The sequence below is a fragment of the Acinetobacter sp. LF10 genome (genome assembly GCF_048585715.1).
In the GTDB taxonomy this organism is placed as follows: domain Bacteria; phylum Pseudomonadota; class Gammaproteobacteria; order Pseudomonadales; family Moraxellaceae; genus Acinetobacter.
The window spans coordinates 952877-970105 of sequence record NZ_CP184160.1 but is presented as its reverse complement, the minus strand read 5'-3'; the positions used below and the strand labels follow the sequence as shown (position 1 = coordinate 970105).

General features: G+C 38.1%; 16 protein-coding genes. 5 read left to right on the top strand and 11 right to left on the bottom strand.

The features are described 5' to 3' along the window. Positions 1-52: 52 nt before the first annotated feature. The 7 genes from sohB to ACN19N_RS04620 form a co-directional block, all read right to left on the bottom strand. A complete protein-coding gene (gene sohB, locus ACN19N_RS04650; RefSeq protein WP_420002065.1) occupies positions 53-1015 on the bottom strand; it encodes a protease SohB in 963 nt (320 codons plus the stop codon). A gap of 146 nt (positions 1016-1161) precedes the next feature. Next, entirely contained in the window at positions 1162-2076 is a 915-nt protein-coding gene (pstB, locus tag ACN19N_RS04645; protein WP_269228423.1) for a phosphate ABC transporter ATP-binding protein PstB, read from the bottom strand. Positions 2077-2090: 14 nt separating this feature from the next. Beyond that, complete coding sequence (pstA, locus tag ACN19N_RS04640) at positions 2091-3473, bottom strand: phosphate ABC transporter permease PstA (protein ID WP_420002064.1); 1383 nt, start codon at positions 3471-3473, stop codon at positions 2091-2093. Continuing rightward, positions 3470-4849: a phosphate ABC transporter permease subunit PstC gene (gene pstC / locus ACN19N_RS04635; RefSeq protein WP_269228425.1), complete on the bottom strand. Its 1380-nt coding sequence runs from the start codon at positions 4847-4849 to the stop codon at positions 3470-3472. The genes pstA and pstC overlap by 4 nt, the downstream gene beginning before the upstream one ends. A 99-nt stretch (positions 4850-4948) precedes the next feature. Next, positions 4949-5980, bottom strand: coding sequence for a substrate-binding domain-containing protein (locus ACN19N_RS04630; RefSeq protein ID WP_269239275.1), 1032 nt, complete (start codon positions 5978-5980; stop codon positions 4949-4951). A gap of 521 nt (positions 5981-6501) precedes the next feature. Further along, positions 6502-8034 carry a pyridoxal phosphate-dependent decarboxylase family protein gene (locus ACN19N_RS04625; protein ID WP_241306140.1) on the bottom strand — a complete coding sequence of 511 codons (1533 nt, stop codon included), beginning with the start codon at positions 8032-8034 and terminating at the stop codon, positions 6502-6504. A gap of 3 nt (positions 8035-8037) precedes the next feature. Then, on the bottom strand, positions 8038-9408 hold the full coding sequence (locus ACN19N_RS04620) for a diaminobutyrate--2-oxoglutarate transaminase (protein WP_004652118.1): 1371 nt from the start codon (positions 9406-9408) through the stop codon (positions 8038-8040). A gap of 465 nt (positions 9409-9873) precedes the next feature. Here ACN19N_RS04620 and ACN19N_RS04615 point away from each other — a divergent pair, with 465 nt between their 5' ends. After that, the gene (locus ACN19N_RS04615; RefSeq protein ID WP_293746385.1) at positions 9874-10575 is read left to right on the top strand and encodes an SIMPL domain-containing protein; all 702 of its coding nucleotides are present in this window, start codon (positions 9874-9876) and stop codon (positions 10573-10575) included. 43 nt (positions 10576-10618) lie between these two features. Here ACN19N_RS04615 and ACN19N_RS04610 read toward each other — a convergent pair whose 3' ends face one another. Both ACN19N_RS04610 and ACN19N_RS04605 read right to left on the bottom strand, forming a co-directional pair. Next, entirely contained in the window at positions 10619-11080 is a 462-nt protein-coding gene (locus ACN19N_RS04610) for a GFA family protein (RefSeq protein ID WP_420002063.1), read from the bottom strand. A gap of 37 nt (positions 11081-11117) precedes the next feature. Beyond that, on the bottom strand, positions 11118-11750 hold the full coding sequence (locus ACN19N_RS04605) for a TetR/AcrR family transcriptional regulator (RefSeq protein WP_420002062.1): 633 nt from the start codon (positions 11748-11750) through the stop codon (positions 11118-11120). 113 nt (positions 11751-11863) lie between these two features. On the opposite strand from ACN19N_RS04605, the gene ACN19N_RS04600 reads away from it, so the two are divergent. After that, a complete protein-coding gene (locus tag ACN19N_RS04600; RefSeq protein ID WP_420002061.1) occupies positions 11864-12331 on the top strand; it encodes a hotdog fold domain-containing protein in 468 nt (155 codons plus the stop codon). Positions 12332-12384: 53 nt separating this feature from the next. Here ACN19N_RS04600 and ACN19N_RS04595 read toward each other — a convergent pair whose 3' ends face one another. Both ACN19N_RS04595 and ACN19N_RS04590 read right to left on the bottom strand, forming a co-directional pair. After that, the gene (locus ACN19N_RS04595) at positions 12385-13479 is read right to left on the bottom strand and encodes a fatty acid desaturase family protein (protein ID WP_269239270.1); all 1095 of its coding nucleotides are present in this window, start codon (positions 13477-13479) and stop codon (positions 12385-12387) included. A 14-nt stretch (positions 13480-13493) separates the two neighbouring features. Continuing rightward, positions 13494-14561, bottom strand: a complete 1068-nt coding sequence (locus tag ACN19N_RS04590) for a ferredoxin reductase (RefSeq protein ID WP_420002060.1) — start codon at positions 14559-14561, stop codon at positions 13494-13496. Between the two features lie 138 nt (positions 14562-14699). Here ACN19N_RS04590 and fabR point away from each other — a divergent pair, with 138 nt between their 5' ends. From fabR to dps, 3 genes are all read left to right on the top strand, one after another. Continuing rightward, positions 14700-15398: an HTH-type transcriptional repressor FabR gene (fabR, locus tag ACN19N_RS04585; RefSeq protein ID WP_293735050.1), complete on the top strand. Its 699-nt coding sequence runs from the start codon at positions 14700-14702 to the stop codon at positions 15396-15398. Between the two features lie 85 nt (positions 15399-15483). After that, positions 15484-16500, top strand: coding sequence for an AI-2E family transporter (locus ACN19N_RS04580; protein WP_420002059.1), 1017 nt, complete (start codon positions 15484-15486; stop codon positions 16498-16500). Between the two features lie 206 nt (positions 16501-16706). Further along, the gene (gene dps, locus ACN19N_RS04575; protein WP_269239268.1) at positions 16707-17198 is read left to right on the top strand and encodes a DNA starvation/stationary phase protection protein Dps; all 492 of its coding nucleotides are present in this window, start codon (positions 16707-16709) and stop codon (positions 17196-17198) included. Positions 17199-17229 lie beyond the last annotated feature (31 nt).

Genomic DNA, 17229 nt, shown 5'->3' with positions numbered 1-17229 from the left:
ATAAACCAGCCTAAATAGACTGGTTTATCAAAATACGCAACATAAAATCTAATTAAAATTTTGGATCACGCATTTGCACAAATGAACTATTTGCCTTCACTAAACTATCAGCAAGTTTTCCGATTACTGTTGGGATTAAACTCTCAGCCATTTGCGCAGCTTGTAAACCTAATTTTTCACCAAAAGTTGGACGTTTACGCGTATTAATCACATACACATCATGTTTTGGTAATAGACTTAACAAATATTCATCAGAGGTCTGTAATTTATCGACCAAGTTCAATTCACGTGCATCTTCACCATACCAATGTTCACCCGTTGCAACTTTAGCAACATCTAATTGTGGACGATATTTCTCAACAAAGTGCTTAAATAAAGCATGGGTTTGTTGTAACTCTTCTTCAAACTTAGCCTTACCTTCTGGTGTATTCTCACCAAACATCGTCACGGTACGCTTGTATTCGCCCGCAGTATACAGCTCGAAATCAACATTGTGTTGCTTCAATAAACGATTGAAGTTTGGAACTTGAGCAACCACTCCTATTGAACCTACAACAGCAAAAGGAGCAGAAATAATTTCATTGGCAATACATGCCATCATATAACCGCCACTTGCAGCGACTTTATCTACACAAATCGTGACGTTAAAACCGGCATCACGTAAACGAACCAATTGGGCAGCAGCTAGACCATAACCATGAACCATGCCACCTGGACTTTCTAAGCGTACAACCACACGATCGTGCCCTGCTTTTGCAGTTGCCAAGATTAGGGTAATTTCTTCACGAATGGTATCGACAGCAGATGCTTGTACATCGCCTTTAAAGTCGAGCACATAAATTTTTTGATCATTCTTTTTACGAACTTTTGCTTCTTTAGCAAGTTGTTGAACGAGTTGTAGTAATTCCAAACGAGATGCTGTTGTTTGTGCAATTCTTTTTCTTTGTTCATTCACACGCGCATTTAAATGACTAATACGAATTTCAGCAGGAAATTTAGGTAAATGGAATAACATAAAGTAAGTGCTCTATAAGTTCGGCTTTATTCGACTAAGATGTGGTCTGTTGAATAAAAATTCAATAGTGATTTTGCAAAATAGATTCATTTTCATCTATCTCATAAAAAAAGAGCCCGAAGGCTCTTTAATTTATTCAGCAAGAATCAACCAAAACGACCCGTAATATAAGCTTCAGTCAATTGATGATCTGGTTGTGTAAATACTTTTTCAGTTGAATTGACTTCGATCAAATCACCCAAGTGGAAGTATGCAGTACGATCAGATACACGTGCAGCTTGTTGCATCGAGTGAGTTACGATTGCAATGGTATATTGTTCAGAAAGTTCTGAAATCAACTCTTCAATTTTTGCGGTCGCAATTGGATCAAGCGCTGAACAAGGCTCATCCATTAAGATCACTTCTGGACTAACAGCAATAGTACGTGCAATACATAAACGTTGTTGCTGACCACCTGATAAACCAGTACCTGGTTGGCTGAGACGATCTTTGACTTCATCCCATAAACCCGCTTTACGTAAGCTGTTTTCAACAATTTCTTCCAAGTCATATTTATCACGTGCCAAACCATGTAGTTTAGGTCCATAAGCAACGTTATCAAAAATTGATTTTGGAAATGGGTTTGGCTTTTGGAATACCATACCAACTTGAGCACGCAGCAACACTACATCAAGATTTGGATCGTAAATATCTTGGTTATCAAGTGTTACTTTACCAGTCACGCGACAGCTATCAATCGTGTCATTCATACGGTTTAAAGTACGCAAGAAAGTCGACTTACCACAACCAGATGGCCCAATAAACGCAATCACTTCATTTTGATAAATATCAATATCAATACCTTTAATTGCCTCTGTTTGACCATAATAAACATGGACATCCTTGGTACTGATTTTCACATCACTGACTTTTGGTTTTTTATTCGATGATGCTGTTTCAAACTGAGAGACAAACACAGTATTAGATTGCTGAACTTGCTCTTCAGATGAGGTAAATTCTGTTTGCTGTGGATTCACTGACTTATCCTTTTCTACGGCGTTCATAATGTCAATCGTATTCATTATACTCTCCTCAACTACCAACGCACTTCAAATTTCTTACGAAGCCAAATTGCAAGGCTGTTTAAACCAATCATTAATGCAAGTAACACAATAATCGCAGCAGCTGTACGTCCTTCAAAGAAGTTACGTAATTCGTTGCCTTGCCATAAATAAACTTGTACAGGTAATGCAGTTGCTTGATCTAACGGTGTTGCTGGAACACTTGCAACAAAAGCACTCATACCAATTAAAAGTAATGGCGCTGTTTCACCTAAAGCATGTGCTACACCAATAATCGAACCTGTCATGATACCCGGTAATGCCAATGGTAATACGTGATGGAACACCGTCTGTACTTTTGATGCACCTAAGCCTAAAGCTGCTTGGCGAATCGAAGGTGGCACAGCTTTTAAAGATGCACGTGTTGTAATAATCACAGTTGGTAAAGTCATCAGGCTTAGAACCAAACCACCCACTAACGGTGCAGAAAGTGGTAAATGCATCCAACCAATGAAAATCGCAGCACCCAATAAACCAAATACAATCGAAGGCACAGCAGCCAAATTATTGATATTGACCTCAATAATGTCCGTCATGATATTTTTTGGTGCAAATTCTTCAAGATAAATCGCACTCGCAACACCAATTGGGATCGAGATGATAATCACAATAAGCATCATGAATAAAGAACCCATAAATGCACCAGCTAGACCACTTGTTGCAGGTGAACTACGAGAGTCTGGGCTCACAAATAAATTGGTATTGAATGTATTTTCAATAATCCCTTTTGCTTTTAATTGATCAGCAAGTTGGCGAACTTCCAAATCAAGCTGCTGTTGGTCATCTGGTAAAGAACGATCAATATTACCTGCTAACCATACATCGACATTGGCATCAGCTAAGAATTTAATCTCATCCTTAGTACCGATCAATGATGGATTTTCAAGCACCATATCACGTAAACGATAGGCTTCAGAACTCGTATATATACTGTTCAAGTAATCACGTTGGGATTCTAAAGCGGGATCTTTTGCAACCATACCGTTAACAATAAGTGCATCCCAATCCACCATTCCCATCTCAGTTTGCCAAGCAACAAGTCGCTCCTCAAAATGAGCAGGTGTTTCTCCTGCGGTTGGTTTTGGTTTTGCTCCGACATTAATAATTGTAGGGTCAAAATAAACAGGAACAGTCATACTACTTTGCCAAAATGACGGCAACCCTTTCGCTAAAATGCTGCCAAACAATAAGGCAACAAAAGCGAGACCAATCATGACAGCTGAGAAACCAGCGATACGGAATGCTTTTTCTTTACGATGGCGTTTAGCTAAAGAGTTTTGGATTCTTTTTTTACGCTGTTCAGCAGCCACTTGCGGATCCAATACATTCTGATCCAGAGGAGATGTATTTAAACTCATTCGTATTGCTCACGATATTTACGCACGATATATAGTGCAATAATGTTTAAACCCAAAGTGATCACAAACAAGGTTAGACCAAGTGCAAATGCGACTAATGCTTGTGGACTCGCAAAGTCAGTATCACCTGTTAATTGCTTAACAATAGTTACTGTGACGGTTGAAACAGCTTCGAATGGATTCGCATGCAGTAATGGGCTATTCCCTGCTGCAAGTACCACAATCATGGTCTCACCAACCGCACGAGAAACAGCAAGCAAAAATGCACCAGTGATACCAGGTAATGCTGCCGGTAAAACAACCTGACGAATCGTTTCTGATTTGGTTGCACCTAAGCCCAGAGAACCATCACGTAGCGCACGAGGAACTTGAGTAATAATATCGTCTGATAATGATGAGACGAATGGAATGATCATAATCCCCATCACAAAACCAGCGGTTAGAGCACTTGTTGCATTGATATCAATACCAACTGTCTCACCGATCATTTTGAAAAATGGACCAATCACCATAAGTGCAAATACACCATAAACAATGGTTGGAATTCCTGCTAACACTTCAATCGTTGGCTTTGCCCACGAACGTAAGTTAGGTGATGCATATTCAGCAAGATAAATCGCAATCATCAAGCCAACAGGTACTGCAACAGATAATGCAATACCGCTCACCATTAAAGTACCCCAAATCAATGGCAAGATACCGTAGCTACCTTCTGCGTTTCCTGATGTGCTAAAACCTGGATTCCACTCTGTACCAAAGAAGAAATCAGCAGGGCTAACAAACTTAAAGAAGTGTAAAGCTTCAGTCAGCATTGAAAGTACAATACCGATGGTAGTGAGAATGGCAACACCAGAACACAGAATTAAACCAACATTAATGGCTTTCTCAACTTGGTTACGCGCGCGAAATTGCTGACTGACATGACGTTTTGCCCAAACTAAACCGCCCAATCCCGCACTAATTACGATTGCTAACTTTGCAAAAGAACCAATTGTTTCAAATTTCGCTAGCTGTTGAGCTGCTGCCACTTCATATGCAGCTGCTTGATCTGTAACCCCAAAACCAGAAGCAATCGCTTGAACACGATCAATTAAAACATCGCGTCCTGCTTCATCCAGAGTAGCACTGACAGATGCAGGAATATTATTAAAGATAATATGTTGTAGGATACTTGGTTCGACCAAATTCCAAATGATCAAAATTAAAAAAGCAGGAATACCGCACCACAAAGCCACCAACGCACCATAATAACCTGGACGTGAATGTAGTGTTGCTGAGTTATTTCCCTTACCTGCTAGGTTACGGCTTTTACTCAGCCCGATTTGATATGCAATTGCCACAAGGGCCAATAACACACCGATAAGTAGCAGATTCATGTAATCTCCACTGTTTTCTCAATTTTCATCATTTGAAAAAACTTAGTTAGACAAAAAGGCTGATGAACCCAAGTCTCATCAGCCTCCCTTTTAACAATATTACTTAACTGTTTTACCCGCTTTGAAATCAGCTAAAACTTTTGCACGTTCTTTATCGCTCATAGTGATCAAACCAGCTTTTTCTAATTTAGAACCTTTACCTGAAGCTTTCTTATTCAGGAAGTATTCTACGTATTGTGGTAAACCTTTAATTGATTTTAAGTGCTCACCCTTTACATAGAAGTAAAGTGCGCGAGATACTGGATATTGACCGCTTAAAACTGTTTTCTCTGAAGGTAAAACACCATTTACAGTCGCAACACGTAACTTATCACGGTTTTGATCATAGAAACCTAAACCAAATACACCCACTGCATTTGGAGAAGTTTTTAAACGAGCAAGAGTTTCAGTATAGTCACCTGCAATTTCGATTACACGACCGTCTTTACGGAAGTTTGCACATGCTTTTTTCTGTTCTTCTTTATCTAAATTTTTGAAATAAGCAAATGATTCACAACCCGCTTCAACCATTTTTTCTTGGAACACTTCACGCGTACCATGGTTTGTTGCTGGAATAACTAAAGTAATCGGTTCATTTGGTAAGTCATCATCAATTTGGTTCCATCGTGTATATGGGTTTGGAACCAATTTACCACCTGAAGGAAGCTGTGCAGCCAATGCTGTAAATACATGCACTGGGTCTAAGTTATAAGCACCCTTTCTTGAGTTAGACGCAAAGACAATACCGTCATAACCAATTTTGATTTCTTGAACTTGATTTACGCCTGCTTTTTTACATGCAGCAAGCTCTGAATCTTTAATTTTGCGTGAAGCATTTGCGATATCGATCGTGTTATCACCAACACCTTGACAGAATTGCTTCAAACCACCTGAAGTACCACCTGAACCAACAACCGGTGCTTTAAATTGCGGGAAAGTATTACCAAACTCTTCAGCAACAATACTTGCATAAGGCAATACAGTTGAAGAACCAGCAATTTGAATTGTATCACGAGCTGCATTTGCAGTTGTTACTACGGCTACTCCAGATACAGCTAATGCAAGTGCAATATGACGTGGGTTTAAGCGCATTCTGTTTTCTCTCATTTGTACAATTTGATTTACAACTCTTTTTAATTTAAGTGTTGTACTTTAGTTAATTGCATTTTGAGCAGATAATATGACAATTAAGTGACAAATTTATGACGCTTTTATGATGATCATTTTTATTTGAAAATTTTCAGTCATAAAGAAAAGAATTTTTTGATAAAAATAGCGAAAGAAAATTATCTTAATGATTGTAATTTATAATTTTTCACTTACAACAAGACATATAAGAAATCAAACTAGAAATACAAATTTGACGACCTTAGTAATGAAAACTATATGACAGGTTCTTTGTAATATTAGTTTTAATCCTTCAATTCGGCTCTAAATTAACTAAAATTAGGTTTCCAATAGCCATTACACATCTATCTTAAGCTATTCCGAAAATTACTTGAGATTAAATTAAAGCTATACTCAGATGAGCTAAACCTTCCCAAGCTCAATCTCCAAGACTAAAAAAATAAAAAAGGCACATGAATGTGCCTTTCTCTTAGAAAGCAAATTGATTAGTCAATCGCTGGAACATAAGTTCCTGCAACAATTGCATCTTTAATACGATCAGCTTCTGCAAGCACCAATGCAAGCAAGTTCTGAACGTTTTCAAGTGTTGCAACTGGGCTTAAAGTGGTCATCTTCAATGATTGAACATTACCCACTTTGGTTACACCAATATTCGCTTCACCACGAGCAAACAATTCATCTGCCACGTTTTGGTTTAAGCTATCGATAAATTCAGCAGGATAAGCTTCTGGTACTACACGGAACAGGACTGAAGCGAATTGTGGTTCAACCAACAATTCAAGACCAGCAGTTGCTTTAATATAATCAGCAACTTCACGTGTTAGCTTCACACCATGATCAATCATTGAACCATAAAGCTCTTCGCCTAATGCTTCAACCGTCATCCACAATTTCAATGCATCAAAACGACGAGTCGTTTGCAATGATTTAGATACAAGGTTAGGTACACCATGTTCTTCATCATAAGCAGAGTTAAGATATTCTGCTTCATAATGCATAAAGCGATAGTTTGCTTCATCTTTCAATAAGAAAGCGCCACAGCTAATGCTTTGGAAATAATGTTTATGGAAATCTAGCGTGATTGAATCTGATAATTCAATACCATCCAACATTGCACGATGGTCATTTGAAAGAATCAGTGCACCACCCCAAGCGGCATCAATATGCATCCATGAACCATATTTCGTGGTAATTTCACGGATTTTCTTGAGTGGATCAATTGCTCCAGCATCAGTCGTACCCGCTGTTGCAACAACACACGCGACGATTTTGCCTTCAGACTGAAGATGCGCCATGGTTTTTTCCAGTGCATCAACATCCATCTGTGCATTTTCATTCACAGGAACAGTGACAACAGACTGGAAGCCCATACCCATCATCGCCATGTTCTTTTGCACAGAGAAATGTGCATTTTCAGAACAGATGACTTTGACGTTCTTCATTGCTTCTGCTGGGATACCATCACGCTGAACAGACCATGGCTTACCATTTTCGTCTTTCCAGTTTTTCGATATACACCAATCACGTGCCAGCAATACACCCATCAAGTTTGACTGTGTACCACCAGAGGTGAACACACCAGCTTGACCTGCACCATAACCGACTTTTTGACGAAGCCAATCAATGAGTTGAACTTCCATCAAAGAACCCGCTGGGCTTTGATCCCATGAGTCCATCGACTGGTTGGTTGCATTGATCAACACTTCCGCAATCTGGCTCATCACCATGGTTGGGCAGTGTAAGTGTGCAAGTGAATGCGGGTGATGTACTTTTAAGCTTTTGTTGAGGAAAAGCTCAACCATACGTTGTAATGATTGCTGTACACCTAAACCTTGTTTTGAAGGAGCAAAAGAGATTGCTTCGCGCAAATCTTTAATGCTACCGCCAGTGTACATTTTATCATTTTGCAACCATGCTGAAACGGCAGTTACCGCCTCGCCCATTGCTGACTGATAGTCAGCAATAGATTGAGCATCATTGCAGAGTAACGCTTTACGATGTTCTGCAAAATCAACCATGAATTAGCCTCGTACTGCTTTTAATGCTTCAGCAACAGCTTTCTTGAAGCGAGCAACCGCCTCTACGCACTCTTCTTGATTGATAATCAACGGGCAAAGTAAACGGATAACAGTACCGTTACGGCCGCCTTTTTCAAGCAATAATTTATTGTTGAAACATGCTGTCTGGATTGCAGCAGCCAATTGAGCATCCGCAGGTAATGAACCCATATGATCCGCAGGTTTACGCTCGTCAACGATCTCAACACCGATCATCAAACCACGACCACGTACGTTACCAATACATGGGAATTCTTGAGCAAGTTTCTTGAACTCTGCTTGTAAGAAATCACCACGCTCTTGCGCATTTTGAGCAAGGTTTTGTTCTTTGATCACTTGAAGTGATGCTAAACCTGTACCCATCGCAAGTTGGTTACCACGGAAAGTACCCGTGTGACCCGCAGGCTGCCAAGCATCAAACTTACGTTTAATACCCAATACTGCAAGTGGTAAACTACCACCGACCGCTTTAGACATCACCACAACATCAGGCTCGATTCCAGCATGTTCAAAGGCAAACATTTTACCTGAACGTGCAAAACCAGCTTGAACTTCGTCCAAGATTAAAACGATGTTGTGCTTTTCAGTCACTTCACGGATTTTTTGCAACCATTTTACCGGTGCAGTAACAACACCACCTTCACCTTGAATCGCTTCAAGGATCACAGCTGCAGGCTTGGTTACACCACTTTCAACATCTTCAATGAAGTTTTCAAAGAAATAAGTTAAAGCGTCAACACCTGCTTCCCCACCTAAACCAAGTGGGCAACGATATTCATGTGGGTATGGCATAAATTGCACGCCTGGCATTAAGCCATTCACCGCATTCTTCGCTGACAGGTTACCTGTCATTGCAAGCGCGCCGTGCGTCATACCATGGTAGCCACCAGAGAAACTAATCACTGTGCTACGACCCGTATAAGTTTTCGCTAATTTAATCGCTGCTTCTGTACCATCTGCACCAGATGGACCACAGAATTGTAGGCAATATTCTTCTTGACCGCCTGGCAAATAAGCCAAAAGCGCTTCAGTAAACGCATCTTTTAAAGGAGTCGTTAAGTCTAAAGTATGCAATGGCAAACCGCTTGCCAATGTGTCTTGAATACTTTGAATCACCGCAGGATGATTATGGCCCAAAGCCAATGTCCCTGCCCCAGCTAAACAATCAAGGTACTCTGTACCTTCAACATCAGTAACCCAACAGCCTTGTGCTTTTGCTATCGCTAACGGTAATTTACGTGGATAACTACGAACATTCGATTCCATCTGACTTTGGCGAGTCAGATAATATTCGTTAGTTGCATTAGCGGCAGGATTTACGGAAGTAACGCTCATATCGAATTACCATCTCTGATATGGGTAAAAGAAATAAGTCTGGTGACTTGCGGTCGTTTGACTCGGTGCTTTTTAGAATCTAGTGAGACACAAATTTTATATCTTTCAACTAGGAGCGAGATGATACCTAATTTTGAAATAAAATAAACTCTTTTTATGCCTGACATTCATCTAATATTATTGAAAAAATGCTTCATTCCAATAACTATGATGAATTATCATCATACTATGTGACAAGCGAAAGAAAGTAAGCTTTTTTTAACAGCCTTAATTTTTTTAGATAAATGGTCAAATATATATAGCTAATTATTTAATTTTAAATATTTTTTAATTAATTTTTCTGTTGCAAAACACTATTAATATATTACAAAGACACCACAAAAAATGCAAAAGTTCCCCATCAGTTGTTTCTAATATCAGACTTGTAAAAATAAATGTTTAATACCAAATTTTAAGGAATATTTTATGCGTACTTTAGCACTTGCGACTATGATGATCGGCGTAGCACTCAGCCCGTCCCTTTTTGCTCAAGAAACAGAAAGCTTAAATTATAATATTGTGAATATCCAAGCAGATGCAGCACGCCAAGTTGCGAATGACGAAATGCGTGCTGTGCTTTATATTGAAAGAAGCAATAAGCAACCCGCAGAGCTTTCGAATCAAATCAATCAGTTGATGAATCAAGCGCAAGTAATTTCTCGTAAATATCCACAAGTAAAAGTCGAAACAGGTGCTCAAAGTACTTACCCTATTTATGACAATGATAATAATAAGTTAAAAGAATGGCGCGCGCGCGCAGAAATCCAAATTGAAAGTAAAGACTTTAAAGCAGCAAGCCAGTTGATTAGTGAACTACAACAAAGCTTTCAGACCCAATCGATTAGTTTTAGCGTATCTGACGAACAACGTAAAAAAGTTGAAAATGAACTGATGATTGAAGCTTCTAAAAACTTTCAGCAACGCGCACAAGCGATTACTCAGGCTTGGAATAAAACGCAATATAATCTTGTCAGTTTAAATTTGAATACAAGTAATTATTTTCCTCAACCAATGATGCGTGGTGGCATGGCAAAATTTGCGATGGCTGAAGCAGCTCCAGCACAAGACATGGCTGCTGGTGAATCGAAAATTACTGTCAGTGCTAATGGCTCAATCCAATTTAAATAGAATTATCATTTTCTTTAAAGCAGAAAAGTAATTTTCTGCTTTTTTATTCATTTAGCTCAAAATAATGTTGAAGCTGTATACCATTTGGTAATTCGTCAAATGAAATATGTGCTTCATTCTCGCCAGCCCAACTGGTTTTAGAATTCATGCAAAAATTTAATTCTGCATCTGGTTTAAAATCTTGTTGAATTAAACCTAATGGAATCCACATTATTTTTGCATTACTGCCAAGCGCATTGGGTACAGGCGAACCACATTGTCTACAAAACGAACTGGTAAAGCCTGTTACTTTGAGATAAGTCTGAATAAATTGCTCACCTTGCTGCCAATCGAATTGTTCTGACGAAATCAATGTCGCTGTATTCGAAGCTGCCCCACTCTGCTTACGACATAAACTACAATAACAACGATAGATCGTTTTAATTTTAGATCTATGAAACTGAAATTTTATTTCCCCGCATAGACAAGTGCCATTGAATCGTTGTTCTTGCTCTAATACTGTCATGATTTATAATCCTAATAATCTGTTTTTCTAATCAGTTTTATGCTGAATAACTTAAATTTTGCAATGAATCCCAAGCAGCCTGGGCCAAGTTTTCCCGATAAACATTTGGGTTGGTAAGCACTTTTTCAGATAACCATGCTCGACAATAACTTTCAGTTGCACCAATCACCAATGAGATCATCAATTCAGGCGGTACTGATTTCAATAACTTAGCATCGCTATATGTCGACATATAGCTCACGATTTTTTGATTTCTCAGTTTATTTTTTTCATTTAACAATGGTCGGTACTCACTTTGCATCACATTAAAATGAGCAAGCATTAAAAATTTTGCAAAATGAGGTTGATCAGAAACCCAATCAACGTAACTATAAATTAAAGCATTCAATACATCTCTTAAAGACTGTGTACGCTCTAGATATTGATCTCGTAATGCTGCTTGATCATCTAAAGCAGCAAAAACCAGTGCAGCAATCACCCCCTCTTTGTTTTTAAAATGGTGATAAATTGCCCCGACACTACTTTCAGATTTGTCTCGGATCATTTCAATACTGGTCGCATCGAGACCATATTCAAGAAAATATACCAATGCGTCCAATAAGATTTGTCTTTTTAACAATGATCTACGTTGTGGATATAAGCGTTCTAATAATTGCTGAGCCGTTTGCATAAGTTATTTAAATTTACCAATCATCGGAACTATTGTGTATGACTTGACCACAACTTGTAAACAGAATTATATTCCGCAAAAGAATTTAATTCTGTTTTGTAGGGAATCATCTAATGGCATCAACTTTGGAATTATGGAATAAGGTTTCAGTTTTACCTGCTGGAAAATGGACGTTCACACGTATGCTTTGTTTAAAAGCACCTTATTTCAGTAGCATTTCTCCTTTATTTGAGGAGTTAAAACCGAACTCTTGTAAAATATCCATTAAGAAAAAACGCGCAGTGCTGAATCACATTGGTACAGTTCATGCGATTGCAATGTGTAATATGGCCGAACTTGCAGGCGGCACGATGACTGAGGTGACTGTTCCAACTTCACATCGCTGGATTCCAAAAGGCATGACCGTAGAATATTTAAAGAAAGCGGAAACTGATTTAATTGCGATCGCTACCCCAGTAGAGCAGCACTACGATTGGGATAAAGCTGGAGAATATCTGGTGAATGTTGATGTAATTGATCAACAGAATGAAAAAGTCTTTCACGCCACCATTACCATGTGGGTTTCAAAAAAGAAAAAATAAAAGTAAAAAGCCCCGAACACGGTATTCGGGGCTGTTCTACTTGAGTTATTTTTTTACTTTTTAAAAGGAAGCGCATATTTAAAAATACGCCCTACAACTTCACCGAATTGTTTTACAAAGCTAGCATTATTGTAATTTAAACCATATTTCTCACATACAGCTTCCACTTTAGGTGCAATTTGACGATAGCGGCGAGCGGGAATATCTGGGTATAAGTGATGTTCAATTTGATGGCTCAAATGCCCTGTCAAAATATGAAATGCTTCTGAACCTGTTAAATTAGAAGAACCACGAATTTGACGCATGTACCAATGACCGCGACTTTCATTCTGTAAAACAGTTTTTGGGAAGACCTCAGCATCTTTAGTAAAATGACCACAAAAAATAATACTAAAAGTCCAAATATTACGAATCCCATTAGCAACTAAATTTCCAGTAAAAACTGGGATCGCTGAAGGTCCTGCAATCAATGGGAAAAACACATAATCTTTAAAAAGTTGCTTCGCTATTTTTTTCTGTGCTGGTTGCCATTCTCGTTTAAATTGCGTCATTGATTTACGTTTATAAATCACTTTGCCGAGTTCAAGATTTTGAATCGCAACTCCCCACTGGAATAATAAGCTGAATGGCACAATATAAATCGGTTGAATTAAAGTAAACTTTGTCCAACGTTGTTCGGGAAATAAACGAAATACACCATAACCCACATCATCATCCATACCTTTCACATTGGTATAAGTATGATGTTTGTAGTTATGTGTTTGGCGCCAATTATCAGAGGTTCCAACGGTATCCCATTCGTAAGTCTGACCATTAAATTTTGGATCATTCATCCAGTCATATTGTCCATGCATCACATTATGACCTAACTCCATGTTTTCCATAATTTTGGCAAAACCCAATAGCCCCGTTCCTAATAACCATGCTGGTGGAAACCATCCTGCAAACAACAAAGTTCGTCCGAGTAAGCTGCTATAACGGATTGACGAATAAACACGACGAATATACTTCGCATCTTTTTCGCCTAAGTCATCCAATACTTCTTGCTTGATCTGATCTAATTCTCGTGCAAAAGCATCTAATTCTGAAGCAGTTAAATCACGATTTTTAGGATTTTTAAAATATTCAATTTTAACAGGCATATTCATAATTAATTTCTCATTTATAGATCAATCACTAGATCAGACTGAGCGGAATTTACACAAATTTTTAATAGTTGAGCAGGTTCATGATTCGCTGAACCATTCAACAAATTCTTCGTTGAGCCTTGCGCTTTAGTGCAGGCGCATTTATTACAAATGCCCATACGACAACCATGATTAGGTTTAATCCCTTGATGTTCCAAACTAGAAAGAATGGATTGCCCTTTAGGTATCGCAACCGTTTTGTTGGATTGAGTCAATCTCACATTTATAAAACCAGTTTCCGAAGCATCCACATCAAATTGGCTTAAACTAAAAGCTTCGGTTTGAAGCAAAGCAGCACAAGAAAATAATTTTTCTGCTGTACTCACAAAACCCGATGGACCACAGGCATATACAGTGGTTTCATTTAAAGCTGAAATTTGCTCTACATGATTTTGATTTAAACGTTGATCTTGCTCTTGGGTATAAAAAATTTGATAACTGAATTGAGAGAAATTTTCTGCCGTTTCTTTTAAATATTCAGCATAGGCGGCATCGGCCTGAGTTTTCACCCAATACATCAACTGGACAGATGTCGTCGAAAACTGCTTGGTTTGACTCAAACTTTCGATCAGGCTCAGCATCGGGGTAATGCCGCTACCTGCTGCAAGTAATAACAAGTTAGGAGTTTGAATATGCTGCTGCATATCGCCATAAGGTTGCCCTAAATAGACAATATCCCCTATTTTAGCTTGCTCAACCAACCATGAACTCACCAAACCTTGATCAACTTTTTTGACGGTTAAACAGAGATGATCTGCATCTAATTGCATCAAACTATACGTGCGTTCGTAATGACGCCCTGCTATTTCAACAGTGACAGGATGATGTTGTCCTGCTGCACCACGCTGTACATGACGATTGCATTGCAAAATAAGACTTACTGTATCCTTAGCTACCGTTTGTTTTTTTACAACTTTGGCGAGTGATTGATTCAAAGACCACAGTGGATTGATTTTTTGTAGCCAAAAATTGGCATCATGGTTCGTAATTACGCTTTGGGCTATTGAATTGAATAGAGAAATTCTCTTTTCGACTGCTTGCATGAGCGGGAACTCTGATCATTTTTTAATTATTATACATGTGTATATATATTTGTATATATATTCGTATAAGAATTTACATTTCCCAAGTAGTCAGACAATCGCTATAATCCCGAGTAGCTTACTTATATTTTGAAAATAATGGTTCAGTCTTCTACTTTTTTACCGCTCGGTCATGACACACTAAATGAACAAGATGTCATTGCTATGAAATCTCCTGTACGCTCGGTTGGTAGAAAAGCAACCATTACCAAAGAAGAACTTTTTCAGGCGACACTGAATTTAATTGGTCCACAGAAAAGTATTGCATCTTTGAGCTTACGTGAAGTAGCGCGTGAAGCAGGCATTGCACCAAATAGTTTTTATCGACATTTTAAAGATATTGATGAACTGGCTATCGCTCTCATCGATCGTGCAGGTTTGGTATTACGTAAAATCATTCGCGAAGCGCGTTTACAAGCCTCTATGCAGCAAAGCATTATCCGCAGTTCGGTTGAAGTTTTCATTCAACAATTAGATGCGGATGAAGGCTACCTCAGCTTATTACTTCGTGAAGGTTATACAGGTTCTACCTCGTATAAATCGGCTGTAGATCGTCAGCTGAATTTCTTTCAGCAAGAATTACAAGAAGACCTGATTCGCTTGGAACAAATGAATGATCGTAAAATTAGTCATGCTGATATTGCAGCAAAAGCAATTACTCAATTGGTTTTCAATATGGGTGCAAAAGTAATTGATTTACCCTCGGAACAACGCACTGGAGTTGCAGAGCAAACCATGGTGATGATTCGTATGATTTTAGAAGGTGCTCGTCATTTTGATAAAATGGAAATTGATTAAGCAATTTCATCAGCATAAACTAGAGCAATTAATACTTTATCTTTTTCATTTATCATAACTACAAACAAGTCTAGGCATACAGATCATGACTCTTCTCAATGACCGTCAAAGCATCATCGCCAGTTTTTTACTGATGTTTTTGTTTTTAGTGATGGTCATTCCCCTGCATTTGTTGCCTAGTTTTTTTGCAGGTTTCTTGATTTTCGAAATTATTAACAGTCTAAGCTCAATTGTTGAAAAACATATTGATGGACAACGTGCGCGTATCTTTATCAGTATTATTCTTGGAATTTTGACCACATTTTTGATTGGCTTTTTTATTACCAGTTTAATTAGCTTTGTGATCTATGATTTGAAAGGAACAGGTCTTAACTCGTTTAACATTAAGATTGATCAAACCCTCATTAAATTCCAAGCTGAAATGAGTCAATATGTCCCTGGTTATCTTCCTCATAGTGTTGCAGATATCAAGAATCAGATCTTGTCCTTCATCAAGAATAATATTTCAATTGTAAAAAATACAGGTACCGATATTCTGCATAACTTAGCAACCATGCTGATCGGTTTAATTGTAGGTATCTTGGTTTCAATTCAGAACTTTAAGCAGCACGCACCACAACCTGTCTTTAAAGCTGCTATTTTACATCGTATTCAGAAGCTTTCGATTTCATTCAAAAATGTTGTCTTTGCTCAAGTAAAAATCTCTTTAATCAATACAGCACTATTTATCATTTTTGTTTTTATCGTTTTGCCTCTCTTCCATATCCATTTACCTTTTGCTAAAACACTGACTATTCTGACCTTCATTTTTGGTCTTTTACCTATTATTGGTAACTTGATTTCGAATACTTTGATTATCATGGCTGGCTTAACCATTTCACTCTCTGTTGCAGCCATCGCTTTAGCATATTTAGTCATTATTCATAAACTTGAATATTTCGTAAACGCAAAAATCATTGGTACAAAAATTAATGCGAGTGCATGGGAAGTACTCTTGGCTATGCTCATTTTTGAATCAATTTTCGGCTTGAGTGGCTTAATCGTTGCACCGATTTTTTACGCTTACATTAAATTAGAATGCAAAGATGCTGGTTTGATCTGAATTATATTTGAGCTATTCAGATTCAATAGATCAATCTATTATTTCAACTCATTTAGCAAAGTAATAAAAAGAAAAATGATGATAAATAAAATTACAAAAGCCTTGCGAATTAAAACATTCAGATGCCCACTCAAAGCATATGCTAAAGACTAAATGAATCATTTTATTCACGATGTTTCATCACATTATAATTGAATGAGGTAACTATGAATTCTTCAGCAGCGGCTTTGAAAGTATATACACGTAATAATTTAGATGATGCCATCAAAGAAGCCACCGTTAAAATATTAAATCAAATACTTGCTAACCTTATTGATCTATCATTGCTTACCAAACAAGCGCACTGGAACATGCGTGGGAGCAACTTTATTGCAGTGCATGAAATGTTAGATACATTCCGCACCTCAATTATTACCCATTTAGACAATGTCGCAGAGCGTGCGGTACAGATTGGTGGAACAGCGCTCGGAACAACACAAACGGTTTCAGAGACCTCACATCTTAAGCCTTATCCTGTTGCAATCCATGCAGTGCAAGATCACTTAAAAGAGTTGGCTGATCGTTATGCTGTCGTTGCAAATCATCTTCGAGATACAATCGAGCAAATTAAAGATCCAATCTCTGAAGATATTATCCATGCAGCACTCGAAGATCTGGATCAATATTTATGGTTCTTAGAAGCCAATATTGATCACTAAATCAATCGGCATAAAAAAGAGGACTTGAATT

Bases quoted from the DNA above. Each gene is read 5' to 3' on its own strand.
- pstC (WP_269228425.1), bottom strand. From the start codon at position 4,849: ATGAATCTGCTACTTATCGGTGTGTTATTGGCCCTTGTGGCAATTGCA.
- ACN19N_RS04630 (WP_269239275.1), bottom strand. From the start codon at position 5,980: ATGCGCTTAAACCCACGTCATATTGCACTTGCATTAGCTGTATCTGGA.
- ACN19N_RS04605 (WP_420002062.1), bottom strand. From the start codon at position 11,750: ATGCAAACGGCTCAGCAATTATTAGAACGCTTATATCCACAACGTAGA.
- ACN19N_RS04600 (WP_420002061.1), top strand. From the start codon at position 11,864: ATGGCATCAACTTTGGAATTATGGAATAAGGTTTCAGTTTTACCTGCT.
- ACN19N_RS04625 (WP_241306140.1), bottom strand. From the start codon at position 8,034: ATGGTTGATTTTGCAGAACATCGTAAAGCGTTACTCTGCAATGATGCT.
- ACN19N_RS04610 (WP_420002063.1), bottom strand. From the start codon at position 11,080: ATGACAGTATTAGAGCAAGAACAACGATTCAATGGCACTTGTCTATGC.
- ACN19N_RS04615 (WP_293746385.1), top strand. From the start codon at position 9,874: ATGCGTACTTTAGCACTTGCGACTATGATGATCGGCGTAGCACTCAGC.
- pstB (WP_269228423.1), bottom strand. From the start codon at position 2,076: ATGAATACGATTGACATTATGAACGCCGTAGAAAAGGATAAGTCAGTG.
- ACN19N_RS04580 (WP_420002059.1), top strand. From the start codon at position 15,484: ATGACTCTTCTCAATGACCGTCAAAGCATCATCGCCAGTTTTTTACTG.
- ACN19N_RS04590 (WP_420002060.1), bottom strand. From the start codon at position 14,561: ATGCAAGCAGTCGAAAAGAGAATTTCTCTATTCAATTCAATAGCCCAA.
- ACN19N_RS04595 (WP_269239270.1), bottom strand. From the start codon at position 13,479: ATGAATATGCCTGTTAAAATTGAATATTTTAAAAATCCTAAAAATCGT.
- sohB (WP_420002065.1), bottom strand. From the start codon at position 1,015: ATGTTATTCCATTTACCTAAATTTCCTGCTGAAATTCGTATTAGTCAT.
- pstA (WP_420002064.1), bottom strand. From the start codon at position 3,473: ATGAGTTTAAATACATCTCCTCTGGATCAGAATGTATTGGATCCGCAA.
- dps (WP_269239268.1), top strand. From the start codon at position 16,707: ATGAATTCTTCAGCAGCGGCTTTGAAAGTATATACACGTAATAATTTA.
- ACN19N_RS04620 (WP_004652118.1), bottom strand. From the start codon at position 9,408: ATGAGCGTTACTTCCGTAAATCCTGCCGCTAATGCAACTAACGAATAT.
- fabR (WP_293735050.1), top strand. From the start codon at position 14,700: ATGGTTCAGTCTTCTACTTTTTTACCGCTCGGTCATGACACACTAAAT.